The following is a 15,966-nucleotide window of genomic DNA, read 5'->3' as shown; positions in this document are numbered from 1 at the left end:
GCCGACGCCACAGTACCGCCGGGCGTTTGGAGGAACACTCACGGGCCACCCTCACGGCCTGACAACTCGGTCCGCCGGGCGCTCACATCAGGTCGGCGCGTTCAGCCAACCGCCCACCGGCCACCATCACGGCCCGGCACCGCAAGTACCGCCGGACGTTTGGCGGAGCACCCACGGGCCTCCATCACGGCCTGACAACTCGGTCCGCCGGGCGCTTACACCAGGTTGAGGCGTTCAGCCGACCGTCCACCGGCCACCATCACGGCCCGGCGGCCGCAGTATCGCCGATTGAGGCGCTCAGCCGGCCGTTCACGGGCCGTAAGGGGGCCGGCGCCGCAGTTCCGCCGGGCCTTTACATCAGATTGGGGCGTTTGGCGGAGCGCTCGCGCTCCATCTTCGCGGCCTGGCGCCGCAGTTCCGGGTCGACCGTGACGTTGCGACCGGCGTCTGGCGGCACGATCACCTCCTGCTTGGCGGCCACATGACCGGCCACCAGGTCGATGTCGACCGGGACGGTGCGCTTGACCACCGCGAGGGCGATCGGCCCGAGTTCGTGGTGGCGTGCGGAGGAGCCCACGAACCCGATCTGGCCCGGGGTCGCCGCGCCGTCGGTGGCCGCCTCGGGGTCGGCCTCGGCCGGGGTGCTGACGCCCAGAGTCACCGGGGTTCCGTGGGGAGGCAGGTCGTCGACGCTGCCGTCGAGGTGGAGGAAGACCAGCCTGCGCGGCGGGTGGCCCAGGTTGTGGACCCGCGCCACCGTCTCCTGCCCCCGGTAGCAGCCCTTCTTCAGGTGGACGGCCGTCTCGATCAGCCCCAGCTCATGAGGGATCGTCTTGTGGTCGGTGTCGAACCCGAACCGGGGGATGTACGCCTCGATGCGCAGCGCCTCATAGGCCCACAACCCGGCCAGCGACGACTGTTCGGCCAGCTCGGAGCGGGGGATCAGCCGGTCGTCGCCCGGCACGCCGGAGATCACGGCCCAGTCGGCCGAGACGTCGGTGATCTCGACACGGAGCATGAAGCGCATCTTCTCGAGCCAGGTCACCAGCGCCTCGGACGCACCGGGCTCGACGTGGATCCACGTCGTGTCGCCGTCGTCGCGGAGGTAGAGGTGGTGTTCGAGGCGGCCCTGCGGGTCGAGGAACAGCGTCTGCGTCCAGACCCCGGGCTTGAGGTCGTCGAGTTTCTGGGAGCTCAGGCTGTTGAGCCAGCTCAACCGGTCGGGCCCGGAGACGGTGATCACGGGACGGTTGCTGCGGTCGACCACGGCCCGCCCGGCCGCCAGGGCCCGCTGTTCGGCGTAGAGATCGCCGTAGTGGGCGGCCACGGCGTCGTCGGGGGACGCGGCGGGGACTGCTCCGGGGACGTCCAGCAAAGGGCTGCGCATACCTCTCAGGCTAAGCCCGCTCAGCGGCAGTCGCGGCACCGCCCGAAGATCGTCAGGTGGTGGACGTCGGTCTGGAAGCCCATCTCGGTGTCGAGCCTGGCCACCATGTCGCCGACCAGCTCGGGAGGCGCCTCGATGATCTGCCCGCACCCCCGGCAGACCAGGTGGACATGGTCGGCGTCGGCGGCCAGATGGTAGGTCGGCGCCCCGTGGCCGAGATGGGTGTGGGTGACCAGCCCGAGCTCCTCGAGGAGTTCGAGGGTGCGATAGACGGTCGAGATGTTCACGCCGCGCGCGGTCTCCTGGACCTTCGCGCAGATCTCCTCGGGAGTGGCGTGGGTGAGCGCACTGACCGCCTCGAGGACGAGCTGGCGCTGCGGAGTGACCCGATATCCGCGGGCCCGGAGCTCGTCGTGCCAGGTGTCGGTCATGCGGAAATCCTACGGCTCGTAATTGACTTGCCCGCCCCGGAAGGGAGCGCTTAGCGTACGAAGCACGCAGAAAGGAGGTGGTCCGACTAATGATTAATCATGATTGGGCTAGCGAGGTGGCTGTCCGCTAGGACATCCGATCCGGGCCAGCTCCGGGTCGGCGCGTCCGAGCGCAGATCCAGACAGACACCGGAACCCCGGGCAGCCGGCGGGTCAGGGCGTTAGACCCTTTCCCATTGGTCCAGCCGGCCCGCTCATCCGAGCGGAACGCGCCCGGGGTTTCTTCTTGCCCCCGTGTCATCGCACCACCGGGCCACACCCGCCAAAGACTTGCCTCACCACTGGGCTACGTCCGCGAACGACCCGCTGCCCGCGGGGCCGCGCCTGCGAAAGACTTTCTGTGCTGCCGGGGCCACTCCCGCGAACAACTTGCCGCACCGCCGGCCACACCCGCGAACGACCTGATGCTCGCCGGGATATGCCCAAGAAAGACTTTCTGTGCTGTCGGGCCGCCCCCGCGAATAACTTGCTGCAGCGCCGGACCACGTCTGCGAAAGACTTGGCCGCAACGCCGGGCCCTACTCGGGAACAACTTGTTGCACCACCCGCGCCATGCCCGCGAACGACCTGCTGCACCGCCGCGCCCCTACCCGCGAACAACCCACTGCCCGCCGAGCCACATCCGCGAGAGACTTCCTGCGCCGCCGGCCGTGCTCGTGAGCGGCGTGCGTGGGCCCACTTCGTGTCTTGCTTACAGGCCGCCTCAGTGGCTCCTCGGCAGGCCGGTTCGCGTTCCTGTCGGTGCGGGCCGTCTCAGTGGCCTCTCGGCTCGACGCCCAGGATCTCGCACGACTGCTGGTAGAGCTCGACAACCGCCTTGCGGACCTGGGCGCGTTCGGTGATCGGCGCGGGCCACTTGACCGTGATCGGGTCGCCGTCGGCCTCGAAATGGATCGCCTCGGTGTCGACGTCGGTCGTGCGGGCCGCGGTGGCGTCGGGCTTGCCGCCCAGGGCCCGCACGATCAGCAGCGCGTCGGCCGCGTGGTCGTCGTTCATGTGCTTCTTGATCGCCTCGACCGCGTCGGAGGTCAGCGGGGTGCTCATGGCGCCCGATCCTAGTCGGCGACCTTCTTCAGCTCCGCCGAGGCGTGGTCCTGCAGGGGGAGGCCGACGGCGGCCATCTCGTAGGCGTACATGAGATTGCCGTTGACCAGGCCGTAGAGGCGCTTGCCGGCCGCATAGTCCTTCGAGGTGACGGTGCGCGCCACGACGTCGGTGATGAGTTCGATCTTGTGGAAGACGACCTCGCCGACGTAGATCTCGATGATCCCGGTCGGGTGGGCCAGCATGACCTCGATCTGGCGCTCCGGCTGTACGCGCCAGAAGCCCGACTCGCTGGCGAGCGGACGGACCTTCTCGCCCTTCTGGTCGAGCAGCCAGGTGCGGCTGCGGTAGCTGAGGAACGGCTTGCCGTTGTGTTCGAAAACGATCTCCTGGCCGAAGTTGGCGCTCTCCATCGTCGGGTAGCCGATGACCCCGGCGCCCTCCCAGTGGCCCAGCAGGAACGCGATCGGCTCAAGATCGGGATGTACGTCCATGCCGACAAGGCTAGTGCGGGTTTAGGCTGCGGGCATGGCACGCCAACTGGTGATCAAAGTGACCGCGGGCGCCGACGCCCCCGAGCGGTGCAACCAGGCCTTCAACGTCGCCGCCGCGGCGATCGTCAGCGGGGTCGGGGTGTCGCTCTGGCTGACCGGCGAGTCGTCGTGGTTCGCCCTGCCCGGCCGGGCCGAGGAGTTCAAGCTCGCCGAGGCGGCCCCGCTCGAAGACCTGCTGGCCGCCGTGCTGGCCGCGGGCCGGGTGACCCTGTGCACCCAGTGCGCCGCCCGGCGCGGCATCACCCTCGACGACCTGATCGAGGGGATCCGCATCGCGGGCGCGCCGACGTTCGTCGAGGAAATCACCCAAGAAGGTGTCCAGGCGCTGGTCTACTGAGGCCATTAAGCTTCGGCCTGAGCGAGGCAAGTCCCTTCTATTCTTGTACGGGGCTTAAAGATGACACCCGGTGACCCGCTGGCCGAATTACGTTCCCGCCTTCAGGAGCAATACCGCGTGGCCGGGAAACCGAGCTACCGCGAACTCGCCAAACAGACCGGCATGAGCCACACCACGGCGAGAACGGTCATCCTCTGCGAACGCCTCCCCAGATGGGGCGCCCTCGAACTGATCGCCGAAGCCCTGGGCGCCCGGACCGAAGAATTCCACCGCCTGTGGCTCACCGCCGACGCCGCCATCACTGCCCCGATCGCAGGCACCCCCGCGACGCCCTCCGGCCCGGCCGCCCCCACGCCCCACGACATCGGAAGCACCACACCACATCACGAAATTTCCGGCACGGGTGCGCAAGGCCGACACCTCCCAGCAGACCAGCCACCTTCCGAGGCAAGATCCACTGCCGCGGAGGCCAAGACTGCCGGCCAATCGCTCCCCGGCGCAGGACCCGTGCCTGCGATAACACATGCTCAGACGAACCCCGCCGCGCAAGAGATCGCCGCCGCAGATACCGGGACAACGCCAACACACGCTCAGACGGTCCCCGCTGTCGTAGGACAAGAGAGCACCGCGCCCACGCCACCAGACGCCCGGACGATTCCGACAGCCACCGCGCGAGAGACCACCATCGCGGAAAAGGTGCCGTCCGCGCCCCACATTCAGACGACCCCCGCAGCGGCCGCACAAGAGACCGCCGCAGAAACCGCGCTCACGCCACCACACGCTCAGACGACCCCTGCAGCAGCCGCACAAGAGACCGCCGCAAAAACGGTGCCCGCAGGAACGCACACCCAGACGACCCCCGCACCCTCCACACAAGAGATCACCGCCGCGGAAACCGCGCCCTCAGCGCCCCACACCCAGACAATCCCCCCAGCCGCCGCGCAGAAGATCCCCGCCGCAGAAACCGCGCTCGCGCCACCACACGCTCAGACAATCCCGGCAGCAGCCGCACAAGAGATCGGCGACTGGGGTGCGGCCACACCTGACCAGGCATCCCACGCCAAATCGGATGTGGCCCGTTCCTCTGGATTGTCGCGGCGGACGCTGCTCATCTCAGCGGCACTCGTGGCTGCCGCAGGTGCGGTGCTGGTGCCTCGGTTGTGGTCGGGTGAGCCTGGGCCGCGGGAAGGGACGCTCTTCGGTGGGCCGCTGTCGGGGGAGCACGGTGCCGTCTGGTCGGTGTCCTGCGGGTTTCTCGGGGAGCGGCCCGTCGTGCTGTTCGGGTGTCAGGACGGCACGGTGCACCTCCGCGACTTCGTCACCGGTGAGCGCATCGGCGGGGTGCTCACCGGTCACGACCGGGCCGTCTTCGCCGTCAAGGTCGCCACTCCCCCAGGCGGGCCGACGATCGGGGTGACCGCAGGAGCCGACGGCACGGTCAGGGTGTGGGATCTGGCCTCGGGCCAGGGGCGGGTGCTCAACGCCGGACAGGAGACCGGCGGGATCAACGCCCTCGCACTCGGGCTCATCGGCACGCACCTGGTCGCCTACTCGGCCGGAGACGACGGAACGATCCGCCAATGGGATGTGGCGTCGGCCACCCCGGAGCACCGGGTGCTGGGCGAGCCGCTCGCGCTCCCACCCAAGGCGATCGCGTTCGACCTGGTCGGCGGGGTGCCGGTGCTGCTCTCGGGAGGGGACGACCGGCTGGTCAGACGGTGGTCCCCGCTCGACGCCAAGCCCACGGGCGTGCCCCTCGGCGGTCACGACGGCACGATCTGGAACCTCACCATGGGCCGCGCCGACGGCAAGGCGGTCGCCCTGTCGGCCGGTGAGGACGGCACCGCCCGCCTCTGGGACCTGACGGCCGAGCAGCCCCTCGGCCACCTGCTGGGGGAAAGGCTGCCCAACCCGGTCAAGTGCGTCGCGCTGGCCGACGTCGGCGGCACCACGATCGGGTTCTCGGGCGCCGACGACGGCACCCTCCGTGAGTGGAACCTGACCACGTCGAAGCAGGTCGGCCCTCCACTCGGAGGGCCGAGCACCGGGCCCGAGGGCATGGAGGTCGCTCACCTGAACGGGCGGACCCACCTGTTCGCCGGCACGTGGGACGGCTCGGTGTGGACGTGGGACCTCGGCCCTACGGCTTGAGCACGGCGTCGAGGCGTTCGTTGCGGAGGCGGTCGTACCAGGTGTCGTCGATCTGCGGGAGCGGGCCGACGGCCCAGCGGAGCAGCAGGTCGGCCAGGGCCGGGTTGCGGGCGAGGGCGGGGCCGTGCAGATACGTACCGATGATCTTGCCGGCGAAGCAGCCCTCGGTGCCGTCGCCGTTGCCGGTGCCGACGAGGGTGCGCGACAGCGGGGTCACGCCGGGGCCCAGGCGGGTCACGCCCATGTGGTTCTCGAAGCCGGTCAGGGTCGGCAGGCCCAGCGACGGGTCGACCTCGGCGGCCAGTTCGCCGACCGAGCGGCGCTCGCCCCGGCCCGACGAGATGTCGAGCAGGCCGATGCCGGGCACCGGCTGGCCCTCTTCGCCGCCGAACACCGAGCCCATGATCTGGTAGCCCGCGCAGACGGCCAGCAGGGACGCGCCCCGCTGGATCGCCCGGTGGAGGCCGCCGTCACGGCGCAGCCGCTCGGCCCCGAGGATCTGGGGGCGGTCTTCGCCGCCGCCGATGAGGTAGATGTCGCCCTGCTCGGGGACCGGGTCGGACGACCGCACGTGGACGGTCTCGACCGGGATGCCCCGGCTGCGCGCGCGCTGTTCGAGCACGAGCACGTTGCCCTGGTCGCCGTAGGTGGAGAGCAGGTCGGGGTAGATCCAGACGATGCGGAGACTAGACTGCACGGCCGAACTCCGTCCGGATCGACTGGAACGCGGTGTAGTTGGCGATGACGTCGATCTCGCCGGGAGGGAGCGCGTTGACCGCCTGGCCGAAGGTGTCGACCAGGACGAAGCGCACTCCGGCGACGTCGAGGCGCAGGGCCAGGTCGAGGCGGCGTTCGCCGGTCACGTAGACCTGGCGGCCCGAGAGGATGCGGTAGTCGACGTCCCACAGCCAGGAGGTGTCGCGGCCGTCGGGGCCCTGCGCGTTGACCGACAGGATGATCGGGCGCTCGGCGCGGGTGACGTCGAAGGCCTCCAGCCAGCCCGCCGGGTTCTTGGCCAGCAGGAGCTTCATCACGCGGCCGTCGCGCTGGACGGTCGTGTAGCGCCCGGCCACCGAGGTGACCTCGCGCAGGCGGGGCAGCGCGCGCTGGGGTTCGAGGCCGAAGGCGGCGGCGGTGGCCAGCGCGATGACCGCGTTGGAGCGGTTGGCCTGGCCGGGTAGCTGGAGGTCGAGCCGCCAGCGCTGGCCGTAGGGGTCGATGGCGTCTTCGCCGTCGAGGATCCAGTTGGGCTCGGGACGGCTGAACGTGCACTCGCGGCAGGCCCAGTCGGCGTTGACGATGCCCTCGGCGCGGTCGAGCGGGCCGCCGCACTCGGGGCAGCACCACGAGTCCTCGTGCCAGCGCTGACCGCCGGCGACCCAGGTCACCCGGGCGGCCGTGGAGGCGCCCCAGGTCACGAGCGGGTCGTCGCAGTTGGCGATCACGTGGGCGGGCTTGCCGGCCAGGGCGCGGCGCCACTTCTGCGCCAGCAGCCAGATCTCGGCCGCGCGGTCCATCTGGTCGCGGCTGAGGTTCATCAGCGTGACGACCCCGGCCTCGGTGGTGGCCAGGACCTCGGGCAGGTATTTCTCGTCGACCTCGAGCACCCCGTAGGGGGCGCTCTTCTGCGAGGAGAGCGCCGAGACGTGCCCGGCGGGCATGTTGGCGCCGAACGCGTTGGTGGCGACCTCACCGAGCTCCTGGAGCGCCGAGGCGATCAGGCGGGTCGTGGTGGTCTTGCCGTTGGTGGCGCTGACGAGCGCGAGCTTCTTGTCGGCGGCGAGCTTGCGCAGGAGGTCGGGCTCCAGCAGCATGCCCACCCGGCCGCCGATCACGGATCCGTCGCCGCGCCCGGTCGCCCGGGAGAGCGTCGCGGCGGTGCGGCCGAGCGCGCTGGCGAGCTGGGCGCGCAAGGGCAACTGACTCATGTCGGTGATCCTATCCGCGCTCGGCGGGGACGGGGTCGGTGAAGGACAGCTCGGCCGGGGTGTCGCCGTCGAACGGGAGAACGAACCGGCGCGGCCAGGAAAGGATGGTTTCCAGCCACGCCGCCCCCATTGTGTGGGCGACATGCCGGATACGTTCCCGGGGCTCGACACCGACCGCGACGGTCGAGATGTCGCGCTGGATGCCCTCGTGCTCGTCGTCGCCGAGGATCACCCGCCAGGCCAGCGCGCGGTTGCGGTCGACCTCCATCGACAGCGGATGGTGGCGCAGGGCCTTGGCCCGATGTCCGAGAAGTTCCGTTCTGGTCTCGACCGCGACGCCACCCCCGTTCACGCCGGCGTGCAGGTAGGGGCGGCCTGAGGGGTCCGTACCGAAAAGGGCGTATTCCATGGTCGGCGCGGGGCTGCGCAGGTTGGGCGCCGGGTGGCCGTAGGGGAACAGGCGGTCGACCTCGTGCAGCCATCTGATCTGCGGGATCACCCACGCCGGGCCGGGCTTGTCGCCGGCGCCCGAACCGGCCAGCAGCCCGGCGGCGATCTCGGCGGCCTTCTCGGTCAGCAGGGTCGGGTCGAACCAGGTGCGCAGCGACCAGGCGCGGCGGGCGACGCTGCGCTCCACGAGCGTCGCGAGCAGGCATTCGCGGCGCCTTGTGGGCAGTTCCGACCAGATGTCGGCCAGGATGCGCGGCACGCCGGGCAGCGACCGGTTCGCGACGAACGACAGGATCACGGTGTCGGTCCAGATCCGGAGCCACGCCCACTCGGGCGCGACGGCGAGCAGGTCCGCTTCGCGGACCTCGAAGAGCGTGCAGGCCTTTCCGGTACGGCACTCTCGACCGCAGGCGGCCGATCGGCGGCCCTTGATGGGCGGCGCCGGGCTCTGGCGCACCTGCTCCCTGCCCTCCCCCAGCGGCACCTGGATGCGCAGAGGCCGGTCCATGCCGTCGGCGAAGACCGCCGCGAAGCCCGGCTGGAGCGACACGACCTGGCGCGACTGTTCCTCCGACAGGTTCATGGCGGCACCGACGAGCAACCTGTCGTCTTCGGCGGGAAGACGGTGCACGACCTTCAGAGCGGTGTTCTTGACGACGTCCGAGACGAGCTTGGTGGGGATCTGCTCGGCCACGACGATGCCCTCGCCGTAGGCGCGGATCTCGGCCAGCATGCCCGCGAGCAGCTCGACCGCGTGGGTGGAGGCCCGCTGGGAACCCCGGTCGCGCAGCAGCCGGTGGGCCTCCTCGATCACGATGACGTGCTGGAGCCCCCGCGACTTCTCCTGGCGGGCCCGCATCCGCAGGTGCTCGACGATGCGGATGATCAGGGTGCCCATGAGGAACGCCTTGTCCTCGTCGTTGGCGACGTCCTCGATCGCGAGCACCACGTTGCGCTGGAGCAGGCCGCCGATGTCAGCGGGGTGGCCGCCCTCGAAGAACCGCCCGGCCGAGCCGACCCGCAGCGACCGCAGCCGCAGCGAGATGAAGCCCTCGACGTCGGCCTGGACCTCGTTGCCGTAGCCGATCTCCTCGATGACCTCCAGGGCGTGCTGCTGGAGCTGCTCCAGCGTCGGCACCTGCGGCTGGACCGCCGCGCCCGGTATGCCGCCGCCGGTGACGACGTCCCAGCCGTTGGCCTCGTAGACGCGCTGGAGGGCCAGCGACATGATCTGCGGGAACGGCTCCTCGGCGTCGAAGGCGGCCATGAACAGCGCCCGGACCATGTCGATGTGGGCCTGCACCGGATAGCCCGGTTCGGGCGCCAGCGGGTTGACGCTGAACGGCACGTCGCCCGGCGCCGACGGGTTGATCACGGTCAGCGGGGCCAGGCCCTCGATGCGCCCGGCCATGGCGGCGTATTCGGACTTGGCCGGTTCGATGGCCAGCCACGGGATGCCCGCCTTGGTGAGCTGTTCGAGCAGGTGCCGCACGGTCTGCGACTTGCCCGAGCCGGTCGCGCCGGTGACGAAGGCGTGCCGGTTGAGCGTCGCCAGCGGCACCCGGAAGGTGCCGACCGCCCGGTCCTGCCCGTCGACGATGGCCCCGAGGTCGAGCATGTCGCCGCCGGTCGAGTCGGCCTCGCTGGTGACGTCGAAGAATCCGGCGTCGAGGACGCGTACACCCGGAACCTCACGCCTGGGCAGCCCGGCCAGTGCCGCGAGCGCGCCCGCCGTGGCGGCGAAGGGCGCGGCGGCGCTGTCGGTCGGGTCCTGGAAGTTGACGTTGAGGGCCTCGGTGAAGCTGTAGACGGGCTCCTGGGCGGTCGGCCGGGCCGGGCCCGCCATCGCGCTGCGCAGGCGGTAAGGGTGGTGGCTCATCTCCACCGAACCGACCAATACCGGCGCTATCTGGCGGAGCTCCTCGGGGCCCGCCGCGCCCGCCAGGACGCGCACGTTCCACAGGCCCGCCTCGCGGAAGGCGTCGAGCTCCTGCATGCGGCGCTCGGCGCGCTCGGCGTCGTATCTGGAGCGTTCTGACGCGTCGCCGTACTGGCGCAGCACGTTGAGCTGGGTGCGCAGGTGGGCGACCTCGGCGTCGAGCAGGTCGGTCGGCTCGGCGACGACTACCCAGCCGAACGGGCGCGACATCAGCGTGGTCAGGGTCGACTCGAACAGGGTCGGCTGCTTCGGCTCGTCGGGCTCCGGCTCGCGCCGCCCGTTCAGCGGCGGGGCCTGACGGCCCGGACACGGCGTCCACACCAGATCGGCGAGGTCGGCGAGCCAGTCGTCGCCGATCTCGACGCCCCGGGCGCCACCGGGGAACAGCAGCGGCTGCGGCCCGGTCGGCACCACCTCGATCGGCGAGACGGCGGCCCGGCGCGGCGAGCGCGGCGGGGTCAGCGGCCCTGCGTTGGTGATCAGTTCGAGCGGCGCCCCGGACCCCCGGGACAGCCAGCCGATGACGAAGGGCCGGTCACGCTGCGCCGCTGACAGCACGGCGGGCAGCACGTTGACGAAATCCCACTCGGCCGACGACGTGCGCGAGGGAGCGGTGATCGCCTGGATCCGATACCACGGCCCGCTCAGGGGGAACGGTTGCATGAGACCCCTCTCTGCCAGGCTTTCACGGTCCTTTGCCGATCATGGTCACACATCCCCGTTGACGAACCCCTTACCCGGGGCGCATTCAGGATTTGCGCCAGTCAAGCCGGGGTGGGGGCGGACCGAGATTCGGTGGCGGTGCTTCTTCGTCGGGTTTGGCGGGGACCACGGGAGGGGTGGTGGCCAGGGTCCTGACCTCTTCCAGGGTGGTCTTCGGAAAGGTCAGGATGGCCGGGTTGGCGTCGGCGAGCCGCACCTCGCGGCCCTCGGCGGTGGCGTGGGTGACGATCACCGAGGTGGTCGGGAGCTGCTGGAGCTGGTGCGGCTCGACCAGGAACTCCCGCGACCGCTGCATGACGCCCTCGGTGACCGAACCGGCGCTGCGCCCCCACTCGGTCGACTCGGTGATGCCCTCTTTCAGGTCGCCTTCGGCGAGGGCTCCTTGGTGTGTACGTCCTTCGCCCACCGTCGACGTGTAACTCCCCCGCGACCCGTTGACGGCGGAACTCACCGACTCGGTCAGCTGGGCCAGCTCCAGGCGGTGTTCGGTGCCGACGTGCTCGCTGGCGACCCTGGCGTCCTCGGCGTTGCCGAGGCGCATGAAGGCGACGGCCGCGTGGCCTCTGCCGAGCCGCTCCCTGACGGTCGGGGTCAGGGCACGGTAGGTGAGGACCAGGCCGGTCTTGGACGTCTCACAGGCGTCCATGAGCCGGTCGAGGACGTCGCCGCGTAACTTGTCGGCCCCGGCCACGATGATCGTGTGGTGCCAGGGCCGCTCACCCGCCGGGGACTGCCGCAGTATGTGGGTCAGCGCGGTCGCCACGTAGGTGCCGAGCACCCGGTTGCCGAACACCCCGGCCTGGCGGTCCATGCTGACCACGCGTAAGCGCGCCGGGGGCAGCCGCACGGCGTCGGCGCCCAGGGTCTCCAGCTTGCGCAGCTGCGATTCGAGGGCCCAGGCGCGTTCGATGACGACCCGGTCGGCCACGCCCCGGCCGAAGAGGGTGCCGATGCGTTCCAACTGGGTCGCGGTCAGCTGCCCCGACTTGAGGTCGTCGCGCGGGTCGCCCACCTGGGCCAGGGCCCGCAGCGCGGCGGTGACCTGGCTGATCGTGGCGGTCTCGCCGAGCACTTCGAGGACGCGCTCCAGGATCGCGTTGTCGAACCCTATGTCGCGGCTGGTCTCCTCGCTGACGCTGACCACGTGGGCCAGGACGTCGGCGAAGGCCTCGGGCTTGAGGGTCGCCCCGAGGTCGAGCTTGGGCAGGTCGGAGGGGAGCACCCAGACGAGCGGGTCGTCGCCGCCGCGCCGGGCGAGCTCGATCAGGTCTTTGGCGATCACCCCCTCGGACAGGTCGAGGACGGTCAGGTGGCCGCCGCTGTAGAGGCGGGTGGCGCCGATCAGGGTGATGAGGGCCGACCAGCCGGGGAGCGTGCCACCGGCGACGTCGATGCGGTCGATCGCGTCGGGGACGGCGACGGCGTACCAGCTGATCTGCTTGTCGTAGACGGCCTTGCGCTCGGCCCACTCGCGGTAGCGCTCGGCATGCTCCTCCTGGAGCCGGACGTTCTCGCGCTCGCGCTTGGCCCGGCCGCGCTCGGCCTGGGCGAGGCGTTCCTGGACGCGGAACCGGACCGCCCGGTTGCCCTGGTTGATCGCGAAGGAGCAGACCCCGAAGACCACGGCGGCGACGATCACTCCCATGCCGACGAACGGCCAGCCGATCACCCCGGCGAACCCGAGCACGGCGACGACCACGGCGAGGCCGGCGACGACGTTGCGCAACAACTTGACCGGCCGGTTCAACAGGTCTTCTTGTAGTCGTTCGGCGCGCAGCAGTTCGGGCCCGGGATCGGGGGGTGACTCGGCGTCGTCGCGCGGGGGGCGTTTCGGCGGCGGGCCGGGATCGGGGTGCAGCAGAAGGTACTGCCACCCGAGGTAGATGCGGTCGGCGCGCAACTCCGCGTGCTCGGGGTGCGCGTCGGTCAGCCTGCCCATGGTCGCGCCTGGCCCCTCCGTATTCGTCGTAGGGTCAAAGCGTAGGAGCTACTTACCCTGTCAGGGCAGGGTTCTCGCCATTCGGACGTGTTTCCCACCAAAGATAGGGACGATTGCGGCGGATGGGTCGTGTGTGGGCGTACTACCATCCATTGCCATGAGTCGGCGAGCGGTGCGCGTGCCCGTGGTGGCGCTGCTTTCGGCGTCCCGGCTCGGGGTGACCGCCGTGACCGATGAGCAGCCCGGTTCCCCGCCCAGGCCACGCCGGGCCGAAGATCGAAGTCTCTGCCGGACTCGGTTCGTCAAGCCGGACGACCTTGCCGAGGGCCGCCGGCACCCGATGGAATTAGTACTCAAGGTCACCAACGTTGGTGACCTGACCGAAAATGGCGTCGCCGCGCACGTACGGATTGATCTCGGGCTGACCGGCGGCGAAGCGCCGGTGGAGCACAACGCGCTGGCCCGGGAGGGCACGTGAACCAGCAAGAGCCACCACGCGACTGGTTTTCCCCACCGCCGTCGCAGCCGACCGAGATCGACGACATCACCTATTCGGGACCGCTCCCGCAGATGATTCCGTCCTACATCCCGCCGCTGGCTCCGCCCAGCGACGTTCTCGTGTGGCCGCCGCCCCCGCCTCCCCCGGCGCCCGAGGAGGACGACGAGGGCTACTCGACCCAGCCCTTCCCGGCCATCGCGGCCGGGCGCCCGCTGCCGCGCACGCAGCCCCAGCCGGCCTTCCACGACCCCTATCCGCCGTTCCCCGACCCGCCTCCGGCCCAGGAGGAGCCGCCGCCTCCCCCGAGGCCGGCCGAGCCCGAGAAAAAGAAGAAGGGCTGGGGCCGCTTCTTCTGACCCCGCGCCCGTCCGTCCTAAAGGTCAAAGATCCGCCGTCCGGGCTGGTCAACGACGGGTATGCGAGGGGCGAGGTGGGACACTCCCTGAAGTCGTAGATCGGGGATTCAGACAGTGAGTGCGGAACGGGACGCCGGCCCCGGCCGGAGCCCGGGTTTCCTGCTGTGGCGGGCGACCCTTCGGTGGCAGCGGGAGATCACCACGGCGCTGAAGACGATGGGCCTGACCCATGTGCAGTTCGCCCTCCTCGTCGACCTGTGGTGGTTCGACAGTCAGGGCGTCCGCCCCAGCCAGCGCGAACTGGCCGAGCACGCCACCATCGACGTGATGATGACCAGCCAGGTCGTGCGGGTGCTGGAGGTCAAGGGCCTGCTCGGGCGCGAGGACGACCCCGCCGACATGCGCAAGAAGGTGCTGGCGATCACCGACGAGGGCCGCGGGCTGGCCGAGCGGGCCGCCGCGGTCGTGGAGGACGTCGACCACGAGTTCTTCAAGGTCGCGGGGGAGCACAACGCGCTCATCGACGTGCTGGAACAACTGGCCGGACAGCACTGAAGGGCCCGTTCACGCGGAACGGGCCCTTCGGTGGAACGCTACCTAGACGGCGACGGCGAGCTGGGCGACCTCGCCCAGCTTGGCCTCGACCGCGACGTCCTTGGTCCGGCCGCCGCCCGCGATGATGCGGACGGTCCACGAACCGGGGGCGGCGAAGAAGCGGAAGATGCCCTCGTCGGAGACGACGACCTCGCCGGTGAACTCACCGGAGTGGTCGAGCAGGCGGGCGTAGGCGGTGCCGGCGCCGGTCACGACGCCCTGGATCACGGCCTGCTTGGACAGATCGATCCCGGCCGGCAGCGCGACGGTCTGCTCGGGCGCGGCGCATCCCTGCGTCTGAATGGTCATCGGGCCTCTCCCAGCTCCACCGGCACGCCCACGAGCGAGCCGTATTCGGTCCACGAACCGTCGTAGTTCTTGACGTTGGCCTGGCCGAGCAGCTCGTGCAGCACGAACCAGGTGTGCGCCGAACGCTCGCCGATGCGGCAGTAGGCGATGGTGTCCTTGCCGAAATCGACCCCGGCGTCGGCGTAGAGGGTCTTGAGCTCGTCGTCGGAACGGAAGGTGCCGTCGTCGTTCGCGGCCTTGCTCCACGGGATGTTGCGGGCGGTCGGCACGTGGCCGGCGCGCTGCGCCTGCTCCTGCGGAAGGTGCGCCGGGGCCAGCAGCTTGCCGGTGAACTCGTCGGGCGAACGGACGTCGACCAGGTTGAGCTTGCCGATCGCGGCCACGACGTCGTCGCGGAACGCGCGGATCGAGGCGTCCTGCTCCTGGGCGGTGTAGGTGGTGGCCTCGCGGCTCGGGACGTCCTTCACCAGTTCGCGGGAGTCGAGCTCCCACTTCTTGCGGCCGCCGTCGAGGAGCTGGACCTTCTCGTGGCCGTAGAGCTTGAAGTACCAGTAGGCGTAGGAGGCGAACCAGTTGTTGTTGCCACCGTAGAGGACCACGGTGTCGTCGTTGCCGATGCCGCGCGACGAGAGCAGCGCCTCGAAGCCGGCCTTGTCGACGAAGTCGCGACGGACCGGGTCCTGCAGGTCGTCGCGCCAGTCGATCTTGACGGCGCCGCGGATGTGACCCTTGTCGTAGGCGCTGGTGTCTTCGTCGACCTCGACGAGGACGACACCCGGCGTGTCGAGGTTGGCCTCGACCCAGTCAGCGTCGACCAGAGCAGCGGAGCGGCTCATGAGTAATTTCTCCCAGGTTGTAGACGGCGGATGAGCAGATACATTTCGCAGCCCAGGCACAAGCCGAAGGCGGCGTTGAGGAAGGCGGCCAGCAGTGCCGCTGCTGTCGCACCCAGGGCCAGAGGAATGATTCCGGAGGAGAAACCGATCAGGCCGACGACGCTGAAGAAGATGCCCACGCCCTGCGCGAACTGGGGCGGACGTGCGTCTTCCAGTTCTGACGGCGGTCCGAGCCGGGGCCTGACGAACTTCTTGAAGAAGAGCCCGTAGGGCGGATGGCCGAAAGCGCCGAACGCGAAGACGATCGCCTGGAGCGCCAATAACCAGGCGCTCCCCGTGACGAGGACTATCGCGAGAACCAGAGTGGTGACGGCCGCGCCGAAGCGAGGGCCTCGGGGATCGACTTGCATCGTCGGATGCTCCTGATGG

Annotated in this window: 16 protein-coding genes; 5 read left to right on the top strand and 11 right to left on the bottom strand. The window is 70.2% G+C overall.

Annotated elements, in window-relative coordinates; all coding sequences use genetic code 11:
- Positions 1-352: 352 nt before the first annotated feature.
- From ygfZ to ACYQ78_RS30360, 4 genes are all read right to left on the bottom strand, one after another.
- Positions 353-1,387, bottom strand: a complete 1,035-nt coding sequence (gene ygfZ, locus ACYQ78_RS30375) for a CAF17-like 4Fe-4S cluster assembly/insertion protein YgfZ (protein WP_459804385.1) — start codon at positions 1,385-1,387, stop codon at positions 353-355.
- Between the two features lie 20 nt (positions 1,388-1,407).
- Positions 1,408-1,818: a Fur family transcriptional regulator gene (locus tag ACYQ78_RS30370; RefSeq protein ID WP_459804384.1), complete on the bottom strand. Its 411-nt coding sequence runs from the start codon at positions 1,816-1,818 to the stop codon at positions 1,408-1,410.
- 813 nt (positions 1,819-2,631) lie between these two features.
- The gene (locus ACYQ78_RS30365) at positions 2,632-2,922 is read right to left on the bottom strand and encodes a DUF2470 domain-containing protein (protein ID WP_459804383.1); all 291 of its coding nucleotides are present in this window, start codon (positions 2,920-2,922) and stop codon (positions 2,632-2,634) included.
- Positions 2,923-2,933: 11 nt separating this feature from the next.
- The gene (locus ACYQ78_RS30360; protein ID WP_459804382.1) at positions 2,934-3,416 is read right to left on the bottom strand and encodes a heme-binding beta-barrel domain-containing protein; all 483 of its coding nucleotides are present in this window, start codon (positions 3,414-3,416) and stop codon (positions 2,934-2,936) included.
- Between the two features lie 34 nt (positions 3,417-3,450).
- Between ACYQ78_RS30360 and ACYQ78_RS30355 the strand changes: the two genes are divergently transcribed.
- A complete protein-coding gene (locus tag ACYQ78_RS30355; RefSeq protein WP_459804381.1) occupies positions 3,451-3,813 on the top strand; it encodes a DsrE family protein in 363 nt (120 codons plus the stop codon).
- Between the two features lie 1,149 nt (positions 3,814-4,962).
- Positions 4,963-5,964 carry a WD40 repeat domain-containing protein gene (locus ACYQ78_RS30350; RefSeq protein ID WP_459804380.1) on the top strand — a complete coding sequence of 334 codons (1,002 nt, stop codon included), beginning with the start codon at positions 4,963-4,965 and terminating at the stop codon, positions 5,962-5,964.
- Here the strand turns inward: ACYQ78_RS30350 and ACYQ78_RS30345 are convergent.
- The 4 genes from ACYQ78_RS30345 to ACYQ78_RS30330 form a co-directional block, all read right to left on the bottom strand.
- Positions 5,954-6,661 (bottom strand): type 1 glutamine amidotransferase, encoded by a 708-nt coding sequence (locus tag ACYQ78_RS30345; protein WP_459804379.1) that lies wholly within the window; start codon positions 6,659-6,661, stop codon positions 5,954-5,956. The genes ACYQ78_RS30350 and ACYQ78_RS30345 overlap by 11 nt on opposite strands.
- Positions 6,651-7,892 carry a MurT ligase domain-containing protein gene (locus ACYQ78_RS30340; RefSeq protein ID WP_459804378.1) on the bottom strand — a complete coding sequence of 414 codons (1,242 nt, stop codon included), beginning with the start codon at positions 7,890-7,892 and terminating at the stop codon, positions 6,651-6,653. The genes ACYQ78_RS30345 and ACYQ78_RS30340 overlap by 11 nt, the downstream gene beginning before the upstream one ends.
- Before the next feature lie 10 nt (positions 7,893-7,902).
- The gene (locus ACYQ78_RS30335) at positions 7,903-10,944 is read right to left on the bottom strand and encodes an ATP-binding protein (protein WP_459804377.1); all 3,042 of its coding nucleotides are present in this window, start codon (positions 10,942-10,944) and stop codon (positions 7,903-7,905) included.
- 85 nt (positions 10,945-11,029) lie between these two features.
- The gene (locus ACYQ78_RS30330) at positions 11,030-12,943 is read right to left on the bottom strand and encodes a hypothetical protein (protein WP_459804376.1); all 1,914 of its coding nucleotides are present in this window, start codon (positions 12,941-12,943) and stop codon (positions 11,030-11,032) included.
- 157 nt (positions 12,944-13,100) lie between these two features.
- Between ACYQ78_RS30330 and ACYQ78_RS30325 the strand changes: the two genes are divergently transcribed.
- The 3 genes from ACYQ78_RS30325 (at position 13,101) to ACYQ78_RS30315 (ending at position 14,353) form a co-directional block, all read left to right on the top strand.
- Positions 13,101-13,421 (top strand): hypothetical protein, encoded by a 321-nt coding sequence (locus ACYQ78_RS30325; RefSeq protein ID WP_459804375.1) that lies wholly within the window; start codon positions 13,101-13,103, stop codon positions 13,419-13,421.
- Complete coding sequence (locus ACYQ78_RS30320; RefSeq protein ID WP_459804374.1) at positions 13,418-13,798, top strand: hypothetical protein; 381 nt, start codon at positions 13,418-13,420, stop codon at positions 13,796-13,798. The genes ACYQ78_RS30325 and ACYQ78_RS30320 overlap by 4 nt, the downstream gene beginning before the upstream one ends.
- A 114-nt stretch (positions 13,799-13,912) precedes the next feature.
- Positions 13,913-14,353, top strand: a complete 441-nt coding sequence (locus ACYQ78_RS30315; RefSeq protein ID WP_459804373.1) for a MarR family winged helix-turn-helix transcriptional regulator — start codon at positions 13,913-13,915, stop codon at positions 14,351-14,353.
- Positions 14,354-14,395: 42 nt separating this feature from the next.
- Here ACYQ78_RS30315 and ACYQ78_RS30310 read toward each other — a convergent pair whose 3' ends face one another.
- The 3 genes from ACYQ78_RS30310 to ACYQ78_RS30300 are packed head-to-tail and all read right to left on the bottom strand — an operon-like array spanning position 14,396 to position 15,947.
- Positions 14,396-14,701 carry a DUF1416 domain-containing protein gene (locus ACYQ78_RS30310; protein ID WP_459804372.1) on the bottom strand — a complete coding sequence of 102 codons (306 nt, stop codon included), beginning with the start codon at positions 14,699-14,701 and terminating at the stop codon, positions 14,396-14,398.
- Positions 14,698-15,537 carry a sulfurtransferase gene (locus tag ACYQ78_RS30305; RefSeq protein ID WP_459804371.1) on the bottom strand — a complete coding sequence of 280 codons (840 nt, stop codon included), beginning with the start codon at positions 15,535-15,537 and terminating at the stop codon, positions 14,698-14,700. The genes ACYQ78_RS30310 and ACYQ78_RS30305 overlap by 4 nt, the downstream gene beginning before the upstream one ends.
- Positions 15,534-15,947, bottom strand: coding sequence for a DUF4395 domain-containing protein (locus tag ACYQ78_RS30300; protein ID WP_459804370.1), 414 nt, complete (start codon positions 15,945-15,947; stop codon positions 15,534-15,536). Before ACYQ78_RS30300 ends, ACYQ78_RS30305 begins: the two co-directional genes overlap by 4 nt.
- Positions 15,948-15,966: the final 19 nt, after the last annotated feature.

The organism is Herbidospora sp. RD11066 (assembly GCF_054661255.1).
This window is presented reverse-complemented; position numbering and strand designations above follow the sequence as displayed.